Source organism: Kosakonia sp. BYX6 (assembly GCF_038449125.1).
GTDB classification, from domain to species: domain Bacteria; phylum Pseudomonadota; class Gammaproteobacteria; order Enterobacterales; family Enterobacteriaceae; genus Kosakonia; species Kosakonia calanthes.
In genome coordinates this window covers 4,548,071-4,563,844 of record NZ_CP151800.1, presented here as the reverse complement: position 1 = coordinate 4,563,844, position 15,774 = coordinate 4,548,071, and the positions used below count along the sequence as shown (strand labels likewise).

Annotated in this window: 13 protein-coding genes and 4 tRNA genes; 13 read left to right on the top strand and 4 right to left on the bottom strand. The window is 55.0% G+C overall.

Annotated features, from left to right (window positions below):
* Positions 1 to 27 precede the first annotated feature (27 nt).
* The 13 genes from wecB (at position 28) to AAEY27_RS21280 (ending at position 10,874) form a co-directional block, all read left to right on the top strand.
* Positions 28 to 1,158 carry a non-hydrolyzing UDP-N-acetylglucosamine 2-epimerase gene (wecB, locus tag AAEY27_RS21340; protein ID WP_342322760.1) on the top strand — a complete coding sequence of 377 codons (1,131 nt, stop codon included), beginning with the start codon at positions 28 to 30 and terminating at the stop codon, positions 1,156 to 1,158.
* Positions 1,155 to 2,417 carry a UDP-N-acetyl-D-mannosamine dehydrogenase gene (gene wecC / locus AAEY27_RS21335; protein ID WP_342322759.1) on the top strand — a complete coding sequence of 421 codons (1,263 nt, stop codon included), beginning with the start codon at positions 1,155 to 1,157 and terminating at the stop codon, positions 2,415 to 2,417. Before wecB ends, wecC begins: the two co-directional genes overlap by 4 nt.
* Before the next feature lie 17 nt (positions 2,418 to 2,434).
* Positions 2,435 to 3,112, top strand: coding sequence for a dTDP-4-amino-4,6-dideoxy-D-galactose acyltransferase (rffC, locus tag AAEY27_RS21330; protein WP_342322758.1), 678 nt, complete (start codon positions 2,435 to 2,437; stop codon positions 3,110 to 3,112).
* A 4-nt stretch (positions 3,113 to 3,116) separates the two neighbouring features.
* Entirely contained in the window at positions 3,117 to 4,247 is a 1,131-nt protein-coding gene (gene rffA, locus AAEY27_RS21325; protein WP_342322757.1) for a dTDP-4-amino-4,6-dideoxygalactose transaminase, read from the top strand.
* A 1-nt stretch (position 4,248) separates the two neighbouring features.
* Positions 4,249 to 5,499: a lipid III flippase WzxE gene (wzxE, locus tag AAEY27_RS21320; protein ID WP_342322756.1), complete on the top strand. Its 1,251-nt coding sequence runs from the start codon at positions 4,249 to 4,251 to the stop codon at positions 5,497 to 5,499.
* Complete coding sequence (locus tag AAEY27_RS21315) at positions 5,496 to 6,575, top strand: TDP-N-acetylfucosamine:lipid II N-acetylfucosaminyltransferase (protein ID WP_342322755.1); 1,080 nt, start codon at positions 5,496 to 5,498, stop codon at positions 6,573 to 6,575. Before wzxE ends, AAEY27_RS21315 begins: the two co-directional genes overlap by 4 nt.
* Positions 6,572 to 7,924, top strand: coding sequence for an ECA oligosaccharide polymerase (gene wzyE, locus AAEY27_RS21310; RefSeq protein WP_342322754.1), 1,353 nt, complete (start codon positions 6,572 to 6,574; stop codon positions 7,922 to 7,924). Before AAEY27_RS21315 ends, wzyE begins: the two co-directional genes overlap by 4 nt.
* A 12-nt stretch (positions 7,925 to 7,936) precedes the next feature.
* Positions 7,937 to 8,677, top strand: a complete 741-nt coding sequence (gene wecG, locus AAEY27_RS21305) for a lipopolysaccharide N-acetylmannosaminouronosyltransferase (protein WP_342322753.1) — start codon at positions 7,937 to 7,939, stop codon at positions 8,675 to 8,677.
* 256 nt (positions 8,678 to 8,933) lie between these two features.
* Positions 8,934 to 10,319, top strand: a complete 1,386-nt coding sequence (gene thrP, locus AAEY27_RS21300; RefSeq protein ID WP_342322752.1) for a bifunctional threonine/serine APC transporter ThrP — start codon at positions 8,934 to 8,936, stop codon at positions 10,317 to 10,319.
* A gap of 102 nt (positions 10,320 to 10,421) precedes the next feature.
* Positions 10,422 to 10,498, top strand: a tRNA-Arg gene (locus tag AAEY27_RS21295).
* A 69-nt stretch (positions 10,499 to 10,567) separates the two neighbouring features.
* A tRNA-His gene (locus AAEY27_RS21290) sits at positions 10,568 to 10,643 on the top strand.
* Positions 10,644 to 10,671: 28 nt separating this feature from the next.
* Positions 10,672 to 10,758 (top strand) — tRNA-Leu (locus AAEY27_RS21285).
* Between the two features lie 39 nt (positions 10,759 to 10,797).
* Positions 10,798 to 10,874 (top strand) — tRNA-Pro (locus AAEY27_RS21280).
* 522 nt (positions 10,875 to 11,396) lie between these two features.
* On the opposite strand, the gene hemY is transcribed toward AAEY27_RS21280, so the two are convergent.
* From hemY to hemC, 4 genes are read right to left on the bottom strand one after another with little or no spacing between them, the layout of a single operon-like run.
* Positions 11,397 to 12,590 (bottom strand): protoheme IX biogenesis protein HemY, encoded by a 1,194-nt coding sequence (gene hemY, locus AAEY27_RS21275; protein WP_342322751.1) that lies wholly within the window; start codon positions 12,588 to 12,590, stop codon positions 11,397 to 11,399.
* Positions 12,591 to 12,592: 2 nt separating this feature from the next.
* On the bottom strand, positions 12,593 to 13,753 hold the full coding sequence (gene hemX / locus AAEY27_RS21270; protein ID WP_342322750.1) for a uroporphyrinogen-III C-methyltransferase: 1,161 nt from the start codon (positions 13,751 to 13,753) through the stop codon (positions 12,593 to 12,595).
* A gap of 21 nt (positions 13,754 to 13,774) precedes the next feature.
* Positions 13,775 to 14,515, bottom strand: coding sequence for a uroporphyrinogen-III synthase (gene hemD, locus AAEY27_RS21265; RefSeq protein ID WP_342322749.1), 741 nt, complete (start codon positions 14,513 to 14,515; stop codon positions 13,775 to 13,777).
* On the bottom strand, positions 14,512 to 15,453 hold the full coding sequence (gene hemC, locus AAEY27_RS21260) for a hydroxymethylbilane synthase (RefSeq protein ID WP_342322748.1): 942 nt from the start codon (positions 15,451 to 15,453) through the stop codon (positions 14,512 to 14,514). The genes hemD and hemC overlap by 4 nt, the downstream gene beginning before the upstream one ends.
* Positions 15,454 to 15,774: the final 321 nt, after the last annotated feature.

Genomic DNA, 15,774 nt, shown 5'->3' with positions numbered 1-15,774 from the left:
TTCATCCTCTAATCGAAGAGAATCGTTGTGAAAGTACTTACCGTATTCGGCACGCGACCAGAAGCTATCAAAATGGCTCCGCTGGTACATGCGCTGGCAAAGGATCCTGACTTTGAGGCAAGGGTATGCGTCACTGCGCAGCATCGGGAGATGCTCGATCAGGTGCTGAACCTCTTTTCCATCGTCCCGGATTACGATCTGAACATTATGCGGCCCGGACAAGGGCTAACGGAAATCACCTGCGGCATTCTCGAAGGGCTGAAGCCCATTCTTGAATCCTTCCGCCCGGATGTCGTGCTGGTTCACGGCGATACCACCACCACGATTGCGGCAAGCCTTGCCGCGTTTTACCAGCGTATTCCCGTGGGCCATGTGGAAGCGGGCCTGCGCACCGGGGATCTCTCTTCACCCTGGCCGGAAGAGGCGAATCGCACCCTGACGGGCCATCTGGCGATGTATCACTTCGCGCCGACGGAAAATTCCCGTCACAATCTGCGACGCGAAAACGTCGCGGACAATCACATTTTCGTTACCGGCAACACGGTTATCGACGCGCTCTTTTGGGTACGTGATAGCGTGATGAACGATCCCTCACGTTATGAGGAACTGGCGGCGCGCTACTCGTTCCTCGACACCAATAAAAAACTTATTCTGGTCACCGGCCATCGCCGTGAAAGCTTTGGGCTTGGCTTCGAGCAGATTTGCCATGCGCTGGCGGAAATCGCCACCGAGCATGACGGGGTGCAAATTGTCTATCCGGTGCATCTGAACCCCAATGTCAGCGAGCCGGTAAACCGCATTCTGGGCCATGTTGAGAATATCTTTTTGATTGAACCGCAGGATTACCTGCCGTTCCTGTGGTTGATGAATCACGCCTGGCTGATCCTCACCGATTCGGGGGGCATTCAGGAAGAAGCCCCCTCGCTGGGTAAACCCGTGCTGGTGATGCGGGACACGACCGAGCGCCCGGAAGCAGTGGACGCGGGTACCGTTAAACTGGTCGGCACGGATCGCCAGCGCATCGTAGAAGAGGTCACGCACCTGCTTTATAACAACGATGCCTGGCAGGCCATGAGTCGTGCGCACAATCCGTATGGAGATGGGCAGGCATGTGGTCGCATTTTGCACGCACTTAAAAACAATCGGGTAACGCTATGAGTTTTACAACCATTTCCGTCATTGGTCTCGGCTACATTGGTCTGCCTACCGCCGCCGCGTTTGCGTCCAGACAAAAACAGGTCGTCGGCGTTGATATCAACGCGCAGGCCGTTGAAACCATCAACCGTGGCGAAATTCATATTGTCGAGCCGGATCTGGATAAGGTGGTCAAAACGGCGGTAGAGGGTGGGTATTTACGTGCCAGCACCGCGCCTGTCGCGGCCGATGCTTACCTGATTGCCGTCCCGACGCCGTTTAAGGGCGAACATGAGCCTGACATGGCGTATGTCGAAGCGGCGGTGAAATCCATTGCACCTGTGTTGGCGAAAGGCGCGCTGGTGATCCTTGAATCGACCTCGCCGGTAGGCGCGACAGAACAAATGGCGCAGTGGCTCGCCGAAGCGCGCCCGGATCTCAGCTTCCCGCAGCAGGCGGGCGAAGAGGCTGACGTCAACATCGCTTATTGCCCGGAACGCGTACTGCCTGGGCAGGTGATGGTTGAGCTGATTAAAAATGATCGCGTGATTGGCGGCATGACGCCGGTCTGTTCTGCCCGTGCCAGCGAACTGTATAAAATTTTCCTCGAAGGCGAATGTGTGGTGACCAACTCGCGCACCGCCGAAATGTGCAAACTCACCGAAAACAGCTTTCGCGACGTGAACATTGCTTTTGCCAACGAACTGTCGCTGATCTGCGCCGATCAGGGCATCAACGTTTGGGAATTGATTCGCCTGGCGAATCGCCACCCGCGCGTCAACATCTTACAACCTGGCCCAGGCGTCGGCGGCCACTGCATCGCCGTCGATCCGTGGTTTATCGTGGCGCAAAACCCGCAACAGGCGCGGCTTATCCGCACCGCGCGTGAAGTGAATGACCACAAACCGCATTGGGTGCTGAACCAGGTGAAAGCCACGGTCGCGGATTGCCTGGCCGCCAGCGGCAAGCGCGCCAGCGAAATCAAAATCGCCTGCTTCGGGCTGGCATTTAAACCCAATATCGACGATCTGCGCGAAAGCCCGGCAATGGAAATTGCCTGTGAAATCGCGCAGTGGCACAGCGGGCAAACGCTGGTGGTCGAACCGAATATCCATCAACTTCCGGCCAAACTTGCCGGACACAGCACGTTGGTCAATACCCGTGATGCGCTGGAGCAGGCCGATGTGCTGGTGATGCTGGTCGATCATAACGCGTTTAAAGCCGTTGATGCCGAAAGCATTGAGCAACCCTATATTGTTGATACCAAAGGCGTCTGGCGCTAACACGCTAAGGAAATGGCATGGCTGTGCATGGCACGATCGAAGAGTTGGCATGGGAGAGCGCATTTTTTGGTCTGCGCAGCGCCATCATTCGCCTGCAACCCACGGCACCCGCGCTCACTCGCGCGGATTTTGCGCCCTGGGATCGCGTGCAGGTAAAACTCGCGGCCTCACAAACCCAGCAGTTGGATGCCTTGCAGCAATTGGGTTTTTCGCTGGTGGAAGGGGAAATCGACCTTGCACTGCAAGTATCCGCTGAAGGTCGCGATCCCGCCGCCAGCATTGCCAGCGCTGAAGATATCCCCGCGCTTCGCCAGATGGCGTCAGAGATCTTCGTGCAGAGTCGTTTTCGTACCCCCTGGTATGCGTCGGACGACAGCGGGCGTTTTTATGCGCAGTGGGTAGAAAACGCGGTGAAAGGCGTGTTCGACCATCAATGCTTAGTCTTTCGCGCGGAAAACGGCGGAATCACCGGCTTTGTCTCGCTTCGCCAGCTTAACGAACAGGAGGCGCGAATTGGCCTGCTGGCCGGGCGCGGCGTCGGAGAAAAATTAATGCAGGCGGCGTGCCAGTGGGCACGGCAGCGGCAACTCACGCTTGTGCGCGTGGCAACCCAACTTGGGAACACCGCCGCACTTAAACGATATATTCAAAGCGGTGCGAATGTCGAAAGCACGGCTTTATGGCTATACAGGTGACTTAATGATCCCTTTCAACGCACCACCGGTGGTAGGAACGGAACTCGACTATATGCAGTCGGCGATGGGTAGCGGTAAATTGTGCGGCGACGGCGGTTTTACCCGCCGCTGTCAACAGTGGATGGAGCAGCGTTTTCGCAGCGCGAAAGTGTTGCTCACCCCTTCCTGCACCGCTTCGCTGGAGATGGCCGCATTGCTGCTGAATATTCAGCCCGGCGATGAAGTGATCATGCCAAGTTATACCTTTGTCTCCACCGCCAATGCCTTTGTGCTGCGCGGTGCGAAAATCGTTTTTATCGACGTCCGCCCGGATACGATGAATATCGATGAAACGCTGATCGAAGCGGCGATAACCGAGAAAACCCGCGCCATTGTGCCGGTGCATTACGCGGGTGTGGCCTGTGAAATGGACACCATTATGGCGATCGCCAAAGCGCATAACCTGTTTGTGGTGGAAGATGCCGCGCAGGGGGTGATGTCAACGTACAAAGGGCGCGCGCTGGGCACTATCGGGCATATCGGCTGCTTTAGTTTTCATGAGACCAAAAACTACACCGCCGGCGGTGAAGGCGGTGCGACGCTGATTAACGATCGCGCGCTGGTTGAGCGGGCGGAGATCATCCGTGAGAAAGGCACCAACCGCAGCCAGTTCTTCCGTGGTCAGGTCGATAAATACACCTGGCGGGATATCGGTTCGAGCTATTTGATGGCGGATCTTCAGGCGGCCTATCTTTGGGCGCAACTGGAGTCGGCCGAGCGCATTAACCAGCAACGTCTGGCGCTGTGGCAAACCTACTACGACGCGCTGTCGCCATTGGCGCGTGCCGGGCGCATTGAGCTGCCGTCTATTCCGTCTGATTGCAGCCATAACGCGCACATGTTTTATATCAAGCTGCGCGATGAAGATGACCGCAGCAAGCTGATCGCCTTCTTGAAGGAAGCGGAGATCCTCGCCGTGTTCCATTACATTCCGCTGCATGCCTCCCCGGCTGGCGAAAAATTCGGCGAGTTCCACGGCGAAGACCGCTATACCACGAAAGAGAGTGAGCGTTTGCTTCGCCTGCCACTGTTCTTTAACCTGGCGCCAGCAAATCAGCGCGCGGTTATCAGCACGCTTTTGAGCTATTTCAGCTGATATGTCGCTGGCAAAAGCATCGATATGGACTGCCGCAAGCACGCTGACCAAGATTGGCGCGGGCTTGCTGGTGGTCAAACTGCTGGCGGTGGCTTTTGGGCCCTCCGGCGTTGGGCAGGCGGGTAACTTCCGCCAGCTGATTACGGTGCTAGGCGTGCTGGCAGGCGCCGGGATTTTTAATGGCGTCACAAAATTTGTTGCCCAGTATCATGATGATCCCGCGCGCTTACGCGTGGTGGTGGGGACATCTTCTGCCATGGTGCTGGGGTTCTCCACGCTGCTGGCGCTGGTTTTCCTGTTCGCGGCGGCGCCCATTAGCCAGGGGTTATTCGGCCATACGCAATACCAGGGGCTGGTGCAGTTGGTGGCATTGGTTCAGATGGGAATTGCGTGGGCGAACCTGCTGCTGGCGGTGATGAAAGGTTTTCGCGATGCGGCGAGTAACGCGTTATCGCTGATTATCGGTAGCGTGATTGGCGTGCTGGCATGGTATCTCTGCTTCAAATTGGGGGGATATCAGGGCGCACTGCTCGGGCTGGCGCTGGTGCCAGCGCTGGTGGTTATCCCGGCGATGTTAATGCTGATACGGCGCGGCGCGGTGCCGCTGGCGTTCTTCACGCCGCAGTGGGACAACGGCCTTGCCGGGCAACTGGGCAAATTTACGCTGATGGCGCTGATTACTTCGGTGACGCTGCCGCTGGCTTATGTGATGATGCGAAACCTGCTGGCGGCGCATTACAGCTGGGATGAAGTGGGGATCTGGCAAGGGGTGAGCACGATTTCGGATGCTTATCTGCAATTTATTACCGCTTCGTTTACTGTCTATCTGTTACCTACTTTGTCACGGCTGGCGAGTAAGCAGGATATTTCGCGCGAGATCGTCAAGTCGCTGAGCTTTGTTTTACCGACGGTCGCCGTAGTGAGCTTTGGCGTCTGGCTGCTGCGCGATGTGGCGATTTGGCTGCTGTTTTCCGACAAGTTCACCGCCATGCGCGATCTGTTCGCCTGGCAACTGGTCGGGGATGTATTGAAAGTGGGTGCTTACGTATTTGGCTACCTGGTTATCGCCAAAGCGTCGCTGCGCTTTTATATTTTGGCAGAGGTCAGCCAATTCGCTCTGCTGACTCTGTTTTCGCGCTGGCTGATCCCGGCGCACGGCGCGGCCGGTGCTGCACAAGCTTATATGGCCACGTACATTATTTATTTCGCCCTCTGTTGTGGCGTTTTTTTGATTTGGCGTAAAAAGGCATGACTGCACTGATTCACGTATTGGGATCGGATATCCCACACCATAACCAAACTGTGCTGCGCTTCTTTAATGACACGCTTGCGGCTTCGGGCGAGCATGCCCGCGAATTTATGATCGTTGGCCGCGACGAGGCGCAGGGCGCGGAGTATCCCGCCCTGACGTTGCATTTTTATGCGAACAAAAAGACCTTGGCAAAAGCGGTGATCGCGAAAGCGAAAGCGCAGCGTCAGCAGCGCTTCTTCTTTCACGGGCAGTTCAATTTCGATCTCTGGCTGGTGCTGCTTCGCGGCGCTATCAAGCGCGAGCAGTTTTACTGGCATGCCTGGGGCGCCGATCTGTATGAAGTTTCACGCAGCCTCAAGTTTCGCCTCTTTTACCCCTTGCGCCGCCTGGCTCAGCGTCGCGTCGGCTGCATTTTTGCCACGCGTGGCGATCTGGCGTGGTTCGGCCAACGCAACCCGGCGGTGCGCGGCGAGTTACTCTATTTCCCAACACGGATGGATCCGGCGCTGAATACCATGGCGCATGAGCTGCAACGGGATGGCAAACTGACGATTCTGATCGGCAACTCCGGCGATCCCAGCAATGAACACATTGCTGCATTGCAGGCGATTCACCGCCAGTTTGGCGATACCGTCAATATCATTGTGCCGATGGGTTACCCGGCCAATAACGACAACTATATCGACGCGGTACGCCGTGCCGGGCTAGCGTTGTTCAGCGCGGAAAACTTACGCATTCTCAACGAGAAAATGGCCTTTGATGCGTATCTCGATCTGCTAAGCCAGTGCGATTTGGGCTATTTTATCTTTGCCCGGCAGCAGGGGATTGGCACACTCTGTTTGCTGATTCAGGCCGGAGTGCCTTGTGTGCTGAACCGGGAAAATCCGTTCTGGCGCGATATGGTCGCTGAAGATATTCCTGTGTTATTTACCGGTGATGCGCTAAACGAAGCGGTGATTCGCGAAGCCCGCCGTCAACTGGTGGCGGTGGATAAAAACGCCATCACTTTCTTTAGCCCAAATTACGAAACGCTGTGGCATAAAGCGCTGCGTATGGCTTCGGGGATCAATGGATGAGCCCACTTGAGTTTTGCGGATTGTTTATCATCTGGCTGCTGGCGACGCTGTTTATCGCCACGTTGACTTGGTTCGAGTTCCGCCGCGTGCGTTTTAACTTTAACGTCTTCTTCTCGCTGCTTTTTTTGCTGACCTTCTTCTTCGGCTTCCCGTTGACCAGTGTGCTGGTTTTCCGCTTCAACGTGGGCGTTGCGCCGCCTGGCGTCCTGATGCAGACGCTGCTGGCGGCTGCCTGTTTCTACGGTATTTATTATGTGACGTACAAAACGCGGCTGCGGGCAAAGGCCGAATTCGCGCCGCGTCGACCGCTGTTTACCATCAACCGGGTTGAAGCGCATCTGACCTGGGTGATGCTGATGGTCATCGCGCTGGTCAGCGTTGGCATCTTCTTTATGCATAACGGCTTTTTGCTGTTTCGCTTGCAGTCCTACAGTCAGATTTTCTCCAGCGAAGTTTCCGGCGTGGCGCTTAAACGCTTCTTCTACTTCTTTATTCCGGCGATGCTGGTGGTCTACTTCTTACGCCAGAATGCGCAGGCGTGGCTGTTCTTCCTTGTCAGTACCGTGGCGTTTGGCCTGCTGACTTATATGATCGTTGGCGGCACGCGCGCCAACATCATTATCGCTTTCGCGATTTTCCTGTTTATCGGCATCATTCGCGGCTGGATCTCGCTGTGGATGCTGGCGGTGGCAGGCGTGCTGGGCATCGTTGGTATGTTCTGGCTGGCCCTCAAGCGTTACGGGCTGGATGTTCGCGGCGACGAAGCGTTTTACACCTTCTTATATTTGACGCGCGATACCTTCTCGCCGTGGGAAAACCTCGCGCTGTTGCTGCAAAATTACGACAAGATTGAGTTCCAGGGCCTTGCGCCGATTGTGCGTGATTTCTACGTCTTTATTCCGTCCTGGTTGTGGCATTCCCGCCCGAGCATTGTGCTCAACACGGCCAACTACTTTACCTGGGAAGTGCTGAACAACCACTCCGGGCTGGCGATTTCGCCGACGCTTATCGGCTCTTTGCTGGTGATGGGCGGTGTCTGGTTTATCCCGCTGGGCGCGGTGGTGGTCGGGCTTATCATTAAATGGTTCGACTGGCTGTATACGCTGGGCAACCGGGAAACCAACCGCTACAAAGCGGCTATTTTGCATAGCTTCTGCTTCGGCGCGATTTTCAACATGATTGTGCTGGCGCGTGAAGGGCTGGATGCGTTCACCTCGCGCGTGGTGTTTTTCCTCGTCATGTTCGGCTTCTGCCTGCTGATGGCGAAACTGCTGTACTGGCTGTTTGATAGCGCCGGTCTGATTCGAAGCCGTGGTTCGCGCGCGGTGAAACCTCTCTCCCAGGTGTGAAAAGGATTAAACATGACGGAAAAGACCGCAGCTCCGCTGTATGACTTGCGCGGCCTGAAGCTGATCGGCTGGCGCGATATGCAACACGCGCTGGATTATCTGTATGCGGAAGGTGAGATCAAGCAGGGCACGTTGGTGGCGATCAACGCCGAAAAAATGCTGACGCTGGAAGATAACGCGCAAGTTCGCGCGCTGATTGACGCGGCGGAATTTAAATATGCCGACGGTATCAGTGTGGTTCGCTCCTTGCGTAAAAAGTTCCCCCAGGCGCAGGTTTCGCGCGTTGCCGGTGCGGATTTATGGGAAGAGTTGATGGCGCGGGCAGGGGAAACCGCTACGCCGGTATTTCTTGTTGGCGGCAAGCCTGACGTGCTGGCGCAAACCGAGCAGAAATTGCGCGCGCAATGGCAGGTTAATATTGTTGGTCGCCAGGATGGTTACTTCCGCCCGGATCAGCAGCAAGCCGTGTTTGCAGCAATTCGCGATAGTGGCGCAAAAATCATTACCGTGGCGATGGGGTCACCGCGCCAGGAAATCTTTATGCGCGACTGCCGTACTGTTTACCCTGACGCGCTGTATATGGGCGTCGGGGGCACTTACGACGTCTTTACTGGCCATGTAAAACGCGCGCCGAAAATGTGGCAACGGCTGGGGCTGGAGTGGTTATATCGCCTGCTGTCGCAGCCGACTCGCCTGAAACGCCAGTTGCGCCTGCTCCGTTATTTGCGTTGGCACTACAGCGGAAAGCTTTGAATATCCTCGGCGGCGCAATGCGCTGCCTTTTTCTCTCCTCTTGATGTTTTATTGTGCATCATGCCGATTTTTTTTATACATCGTTTGCCATTTCCCTCATTTTAAGAAACCATTCGCTCACTCATTGCAACGCCGTGGTGTTTTTGCGCCAACCATTTCCGGGTCGGTGCAGCATGGCCTGTTATGAGCTGAGGAAAAACTCATAACAATAACCCGCAAAGCGGGCAAAGAAAGAAGCAAACACAACAGAGGATTTATGGCCGAAAATAAACCAGAACTTCAGCGTGGTCTGGAGTCTCGTCATATTGAATTAATAGCCCTGGGCGGCACTATCGGTGTTGGTCTGTTTATGGGGGCTGCCAGTACGTTAAAGTGGGCAGGCCCGTCGGTACTGCTGGCATACATCATTGCCGGTCTCTTCGTCTTCTTTATTATGCGTTCGATGGGCGAAATGCTGTTCCTTGAGCCGGTCGCCGGTTCGTTCGCCGTTTACGCACACCGTTATATGAGCCCGTTCTTTGGTTATCTCACGGCCTGGTCTTACTGGTTTATGTGGATGGCGGTAGGGATTTCGGAAATCACCGCGATTGGCGTTTACGTCCAATTCTGGTTTCCGGATCTCGCCCAGTGGATACCCGCGCTTATTGCTGTTGGGCTGGTGGCGCTGGCTAACCTGGCGGCGGTGCGTCTGTATGGCGAGATTGAGTTCTGGTTTGCGATGATCAAAGTCACCACCATTATTGTGATGATTGTGGTGGGCCTTGGCGTGATCTTCTTTGGTTTCGGCAACGGCGGCCACTCGATTGGCTTTAGCAACCTGACTGAACATGGCGGTTTCTTTGCTGGTGGATGGAAAGGTTTCTTAACTGCGCTCTGTATTGTTGTTGCTTCTTATCAGGGTGTTGAGCTGATCGGTATTACTGCCGGTGAAGCGAAAAATCCGCAGGTCACCCTGCGTAGCGCGGTCAGCAAAGTGCTGTGGCGTATCCTGATTTTCTATGTGGGCGCGATTTTCGTTATCGTCACTATCTTCCCGTGGAACCAAATTGGCACCAACGGCAGCCCGTTTGTGCTGACCTTTGCGAAGATTGGCATTACCGCAGCGGCTGGCATTATCAACTTTGTTGTGCTGACGGCGGCGCTGTCGGGTTGTAACAGCGGAATGTATAGCTGTGGCCGTATGCTTTATGCGCTGGCGAAGAACCGCCAGCTGCCGGCTGCGGTGGCGAAAGTGTCCAAAAGCGGCGTTCCGGCGATGGGCGTGACGATTTCTATCATTATTCTGCTGGTGGGCTCTTGCCTGAACTACATTATTCCTAACCCGCAACGTGTGTTTGTCTATGTTTATAGCGCCAGCGTATTGCCGGGCATGGTGCCGTGGTTCGTGATCCTGATTAGCCAGATCCGTTTTCGCCAAGCGCATAAAGCAGCGATGGCCAGCCATCCATTCAAATCGATGCTGTTCCCGTGGGCGAACTGGCTCACGATGGCGTTCCTGGTGTGCGTGCTGATTGGTATGGGCTTCAACGAAGATACGCGTATGTCGCTGTTTGTAGGTGTTATCTTCCTTGCTGCGGTAACGGTAATTTATAAGGTGTTTGGCCTCAATCGACATGCGGTTACGCATCGGGTGGGTGAATAAGAGGCAAAATGCGCAAAGCATAACCAAACGCGCATTTTCTTCAAAAAAGCACTAGACAGCCGCGCCCGAAGTCCGTACTATCCACCCCCGCAACGGCGCTACGCGCCCGTAGCTCAGCTGGATAGAGCGCTGCCCTCCGGAGGCAGAGGTCTCAGGTTCGAATCCTGTCGGGCGCGCCATTTAAACCCGGCGCTTGAGCTGCGGTGGTTCGTGAATTATGACGATACCGCGTGAACAGATTTACAGTGGTGGCTATAGCTCAGTTGGTAGAGCCCTGGATTGTGATTCCAGTTGTCGTGGGTTCGAGTCCCATTAGCCACCCCATTATTTAGTAGTAAAAGTTTCGTGGAATGCGAAGGTGGCGGAATTGGTAGACGCGCTAGCTTCAGGTGTTAGTGTCCTTACGGACGTGGGGGTTCAAGTCCCCCCCCTCGCACCACAACTTAGATTGAACAAAAAAGTCAAAAAGCAGTAAAAACGGCGAGTAGCGCAGCTTGGTAGCGCAACTGGTTTGGGACCAGTGGGTCGGAGGTTCGAATCCTCTCTCGCCGACCAATTTTGAACCCCGCGTAAGCGGGGTTTTTTGTTTTCTGCTTTCCTGAAATCTTCCCTTTTGCCCTTTGTTGCCCATCAACGACAACCAACGCTTCTTTTGTCGCTTATTAACGACATCTAACCTGATGATTTAACTCACCTTACACAATAGTCATAACAGGTGTCGTTTTGTGGCGACAATAAAGGATGCTTACAGGCATGCATTGGAAGGAAAAAGACGCCAGAAAGCCTGAATCTACTGAAATTTTAAAAGATTGCGCGATGTACCGTTTGTCCGTGGAGCGTTGGCACGCTATGTGCAATAATACAGGCGTAGATGCTCATTCCATCTCTTATGTTCGCCTTCTGGCCTCATAAACTCAGGAATGATGCAGAGCCGTTTACGGTGCTTATCGTCCAAAGAGAGATGTCGCTTCGGCCTCATCAAACACCATGGGCATAACGTTGAGTGAAGCACCCATTTAGTTGTCAAAAGACCTGTTTTAACGCCAGTCAGTTTAAGCTGACTGGCGTTTTTTTATGTCAGGAAGGGTTGTTTTGCAGGGTTAACAGTAAGCCATCACGACGCATCGTTGCGGCTTCTTCAGGCTGGTGCAAACGATCGAGGCAATCGGCGAGCCATGCGTAATCAAACGCGTCAGGACGCTGTTTCAGCGCGGCGCGAAACGCCACTGTCGCTTCTTGCCACTCCCCATGCTTCATCAGTGACTGGCCGAGTGTGCTCCATAACAACGGGCGATCGCCCTGCGTTTTGATCTGCTGGCGCAGCACTTTTTCAATCTGCTCCGGATTATTGTTCTTCAGGCGCGGGATCATGAGCACCAGGCGATCGTCATACTGACGTTTCAGGCCGTCGAGGATGATCTCCTGCGCGGTGTCGTGATCGTCGCACTCAATCAAATGCTCAGCCATTGCCACCTGCAACACCACTTGCTGGCGCGTTTTGCGGCCCTGATTTTTCCACCAGCTTTTCAGGCCTTCACTGCCCTGATCGGCGCGCACCTGATCCATGATGCCAATCCATGCTTGCTGTTGCAGCACATCGCGATGCTCATCGTCACCGACATCGGCTTTTACCATCGACGGGATGATATCCAGCAGCGATGTCCACGCGCCGGTACGAATGTAGGCCTGTTCCGCCAGGCGCAACACTTCCGGATGACGCGGCGTGATCTCCAGCAATTTATCCACGCCGTGGCGCGCAGCATGGTTTTCATTGCGCGCCAGCTGCAGACGAACGCGGGTTATTTCAACCGGAATCTGATCGTGCTCAGCCAGCTCAGCAGCGCGCTGCAAATGCTGGTTCGCGCGAATTTCATCCCCGCGCTGCTGGGCCGCTTCCGCTGCCAGCAAATAATTCACCACCGGTTGTTCAGCGTGATCGGCGTTTTTCGACATCAACTTCTCAACCTGCTGATAATCGCCTTCCGCCAGCTTCAGCAACGCCTGTTCTGTTTGTTTACGTGCGCGACGACGTTTGCGGCCAACAAACCAACCGCGGGTGTGTGCACCGGTGCGAAAAATACGACGCAGCAGCCATTCAAGGGCAAACATCACCACCAGCGCCAGCACCAGAATGATCACAAGGCCGGTAACGCTGGTTTCAATGTTGTAATTATCCGTCTGGATCAATACATAACCCTGATGCCCGGCGAGCATCGGGCCGAGCACAATCCCGGCGATCAACAGTGCGAAGAGTAATAATACTTTCAACATGCTTATTCTCCCTGCGCTGCATCATCGGCGGTCGGCGCCTGTTCAGACGTCACCGCAGGCTGCGCGAGCAGGTTACGCACGCGGGTCTGCATCAGTTTTTCCAGAATCGGCTGGCTTTGCAGCGAATCCGGCAAATCCATTGCGATGGTCTGCTGGCTCAGCTTATCCACTTCTTCGAGGAAGGCTTTGGTCGCGGCGTCATCGGTGTCGTAGTAAGCCCGTACCCAAGTGGAAACATTGTCCAGCGCCTGTTTGTAGGTCTCTTCCTGATGACGAGGAACCGCCTGCGCAGCAACCAGCAGGCGCGAACGAATATTTTCGCGCAGGTAAATGTCCTGATTGGGCGCTAACAGCGGCACGGCGGTTTCATCACGGCGGCGAATGGTAATAAAGCTGTCCATAAAGTTCTGCCAGCTTTTTTGCAGGTTCACGCGCCATTCGCTGACGGAACTGGACAGCTCGCCGCTGTCGGCATCCATCGGCGAATCGTCATCATTATTATCGGCCAGCCGCAGGTTATCGATCTGGTTAGAAAGCTGGTTCAACTTAAGGATCGCGCCGTCGTAATCCACTTGCGAGACCGCAGAAAGGCTGGCGATATCATCGGTAATGGCACGACGCGCGGTAATCAGGCTTGGGTCATTCATATCCGCCAGACTGGCGTCTGCGCTTTTCAATAAAGCCGCGGCGGTCGTTACATCCTGATCGCTCCACAACTTACGACCGGCCAGTTTCACCAGGAAATCCGCCTGCGCCAGCTGCCAGGTTTTGGCATCGGAACCGGAAATTGTCGCGACTTTTTGCTGCACTTCATCTAACTGTTTCGCCAGTGTATCGTTCTGGCGCTTTGCCATCTCAAGTTCAGTGGCCTGCTGTTTGATGATGCCTTCCAGCTCGCCGCGCTGTTTATCCTGCGCCTGCTGTAGCGCGATGACCTGATTGGCGATTTCGCCATTATTGGTGTGCAAGGTTGCGGTTTGCTGCTTCACCCAGCCATAAAGCCCAGCGCCCGATGCCAGCGCAATGGCGATGGCAATCGCGCTTAGCGCAAGGCTGGTCCTGTTAGCGCGTGTGTTCTTCTCTGCTTTTTTCGGCGGCGGCGTTGCGCCGTCTGCTGCTTTGGTTTCTTCAACCACGGCGGAGGAGTTTTCGTGTTCCGTCATTATGGCTTCCCATTATGAGAGTTATTGTAATGCGCGAAGCAGCGCATCGTTGTCGGCATTGTCAGCGACCAGAATATCCTGCCAGCCCAGTTCCCGGGCGAGGTGCGCCAGACGTTCGCTTACCACAATCAGGCGGCAGCGAAGTAACCAGTTCTCCCGATACCAGGGAGGAATAAGTGAAAACAGTTGCTGCATCATTTCGCCGCTGGTGACCACAAGCGTCGTCACACCACGGGTATGCCAGCGCATCGCTTCTTCTGCACCGTCATAAAATTTCGCACTGCGTTGATAACATTCACAAAATTCAACATTTACACCGCGCTCGGCCAGCGTTTCCGCCAACAATTCGCGACCGCCGTTACCCCGTAAGATTAGCGCATGCTTGCCCTGAACACCTTGCAATTCAGGTAATTGTAGCAACACTTCACTGGTTTCCCGGTCATGCGGATAGCGCACGTCGATGCCACTGACGGTATGTAACGCCAGCGCAGTGCTGCGCCCGATGGCGAAATAGTGGGGTTCGGTAGGAAAACGCAGGCCAGCCTGCTGTAGATGCGCATGGGCGAAGTTCACCGCATGCTGCGACAGGACAAAAATCATATCGTCCGCGCCTAAAGCGGCAAGCCGACCGGGCAGGGAAGGTAGCTCACGGCCCGGCGTGAATTCGATCAACGGAAAGCTCCAGGCCACCAGCCCCAGTGTGCGCAGACGGCTCACTAACTCTTCCCCAGCGGGAGACGGGCGGGTGACAAGGATACTCATGCAGGGGCATCTCCGTTATAAACATCGGCCAAGATAGCGCGCGCGCCGTTATCCAGTAACTCTTCGGCCAGTGAAACGCCAAGTTGTTCGGCATCGGCCAGGCGGCCGCGACGCTCGCCGCGCACCATTGTGGATCCATCGGGTGAACCCACTAACCCGCGCAGCCAGATTTCGCCATCAATCAGTTCAGCATAACTGCCAATAGGTACCTGACAACCGCCTTCAAGGCGAGTATTCATCGCGCGTTCAGCTTTCACGCGAACAGCGGTGTCATCATGATTCAGGGGCTGTAACAGTGCGCGAGTTCGTGCATCATCGAGGCGACATTCCACGCCAACCGCACCCTGGCCTACTGCTGGCAGGGAAATTTCAGGCGGCAGCGCCAGACGCACGCGATCATTTAGCCCCAGGCGGTTGAGTCCCGCGACAGCAAGAATAATGGCGTCGTATTCACCGTTATCCAGTTTACTCAGCCGGGTGCCGACATTCCCGCGCAGGGAACGGATCACCAGGTCCGGGCGCAGTTCTGCCAACTGACATTGGCGGCGTAAACTGGACGTGCCAACGATGCTGCCGACAGGCAGTTCATCCAGCGAAGTGTAGCGGTTCGACACAAACGCATCGCGCGGATCGTCGCGTTCGCAAATAGTGACCAGGCCAAGCCCTTCAGGGAAATCGACCGGCACATCTTTCATGGAGTGCACGGCGATATCGGCGCGGTTCTCAAGCAGTGCCAGCTCAAGTTCTTTTACAAACAGGCCCTTGCCGCCGACTTTCGCCAACGGGGTATCGAGGATCACGTCTCCCCGGGTAACCATCGGCACCAGTTCAACGGTCAGCCCCGGATGGCTCGCTTCGAGGCGTTCTTTTACGTAATGTGCTTGCCAAAGCGCAAGAGGGCTTTGTCGTGTGGCAATTCTTAAAACATTGTCTAACATGCTTGGTACCGTCGTTATCGTCCGCCGCTCATCCTAACATTGTTGCAAAGGGGTGTCAGTGTTCGCGGTGGATTGCCGGGACGAGGGCGTGACATCCCCGCCGAACAAGCGTAGCGCGGGCTGTAATTCGGAATTTACACAGAGCATTTAATGCTACACTGGTTTGTAGCGCATCTTTCTTTACGGTCAATGAGCAAGGTGTTAAATTGATCACGTTTTAGACCATTTTTTCGTCTGTACTCCCATAACGATAAAGTCGAAAAATTGGCAACGGCTACTTTTGGATTCTCTGTATACACAACATTATTCAAGCTGCAGCCT

Bases quoted from the DNA above. Each gene is read 5' to 3' on its own strand.
- hemD (WP_342322749.1), bottom strand. From the start codon at position 14,515: ATGAGTATCCTTGTCACCCGCCCGTCTCCCGCTGGGGAAGAGTTAGTG.
- hemY (WP_342322751.1), bottom strand. From the start codon at position 12,590: ATGTTGAAAGTATTATTACTCTTCGCACTGTTGATCGCCGGGATTGTG.
- wecG (WP_342322753.1), top strand. From the start codon at position 7,937: ATGACGGAAAAGACCGCAGCTCCGCTGTATGACTTGCGCGGCCTGAAG.
- wecC (WP_342322759.1), top strand. From the start codon at position 1,155: ATGAGTTTTACAACCATTTCCGTCATTGGTCTCGGCTACATTGGTCTG.
- wzxE (WP_342322756.1), top strand. From the start codon at position 4,249: ATGTCGCTGGCAAAAGCATCGATATGGACTGCCGCAAGCACGCTGACC.
- hemX (WP_342322750.1), bottom strand. From the start codon at position 13,753: ATGACGGAACACGAAAACTCCTCCGCCGTGGTTGAAGAAACCAAAGCA.
- rffA (WP_342322757.1), top strand. From the start codon at position 3,117: ATGATCCCTTTCAACGCACCACCGGTGGTAGGAACGGAACTCGACTAT.
- thrP (WP_342322752.1), top strand. From the start codon at position 8,934: ATGGCCGAAAATAAACCAGAACTTCAGCGTGGTCTGGAGTCTCGTCAT.
- hemC (WP_342322748.1), bottom strand. From the start codon at position 15,453: ATGTTAGACAATGTTTTAAGAATTGCCACACGACAAAGCCCTCTTGCG.
- wzyE (WP_342322754.1), top strand. From the start codon at position 6,572: ATGAGCCCACTTGAGTTTTGCGGATTGTTTATCATCTGGCTGCTGGCG.
- AAEY27_RS21315 (WP_342322755.1), top strand. From the start codon at position 5,496: ATGACTGCACTGATTCACGTATTGGGATCGGATATCCCACACCATAAC.
- rffC (WP_342322758.1), top strand. From the start codon at position 2,435: ATGGCTGTGCATGGCACGATCGAAGAGTTGGCATGGGAGAGCGCATTT.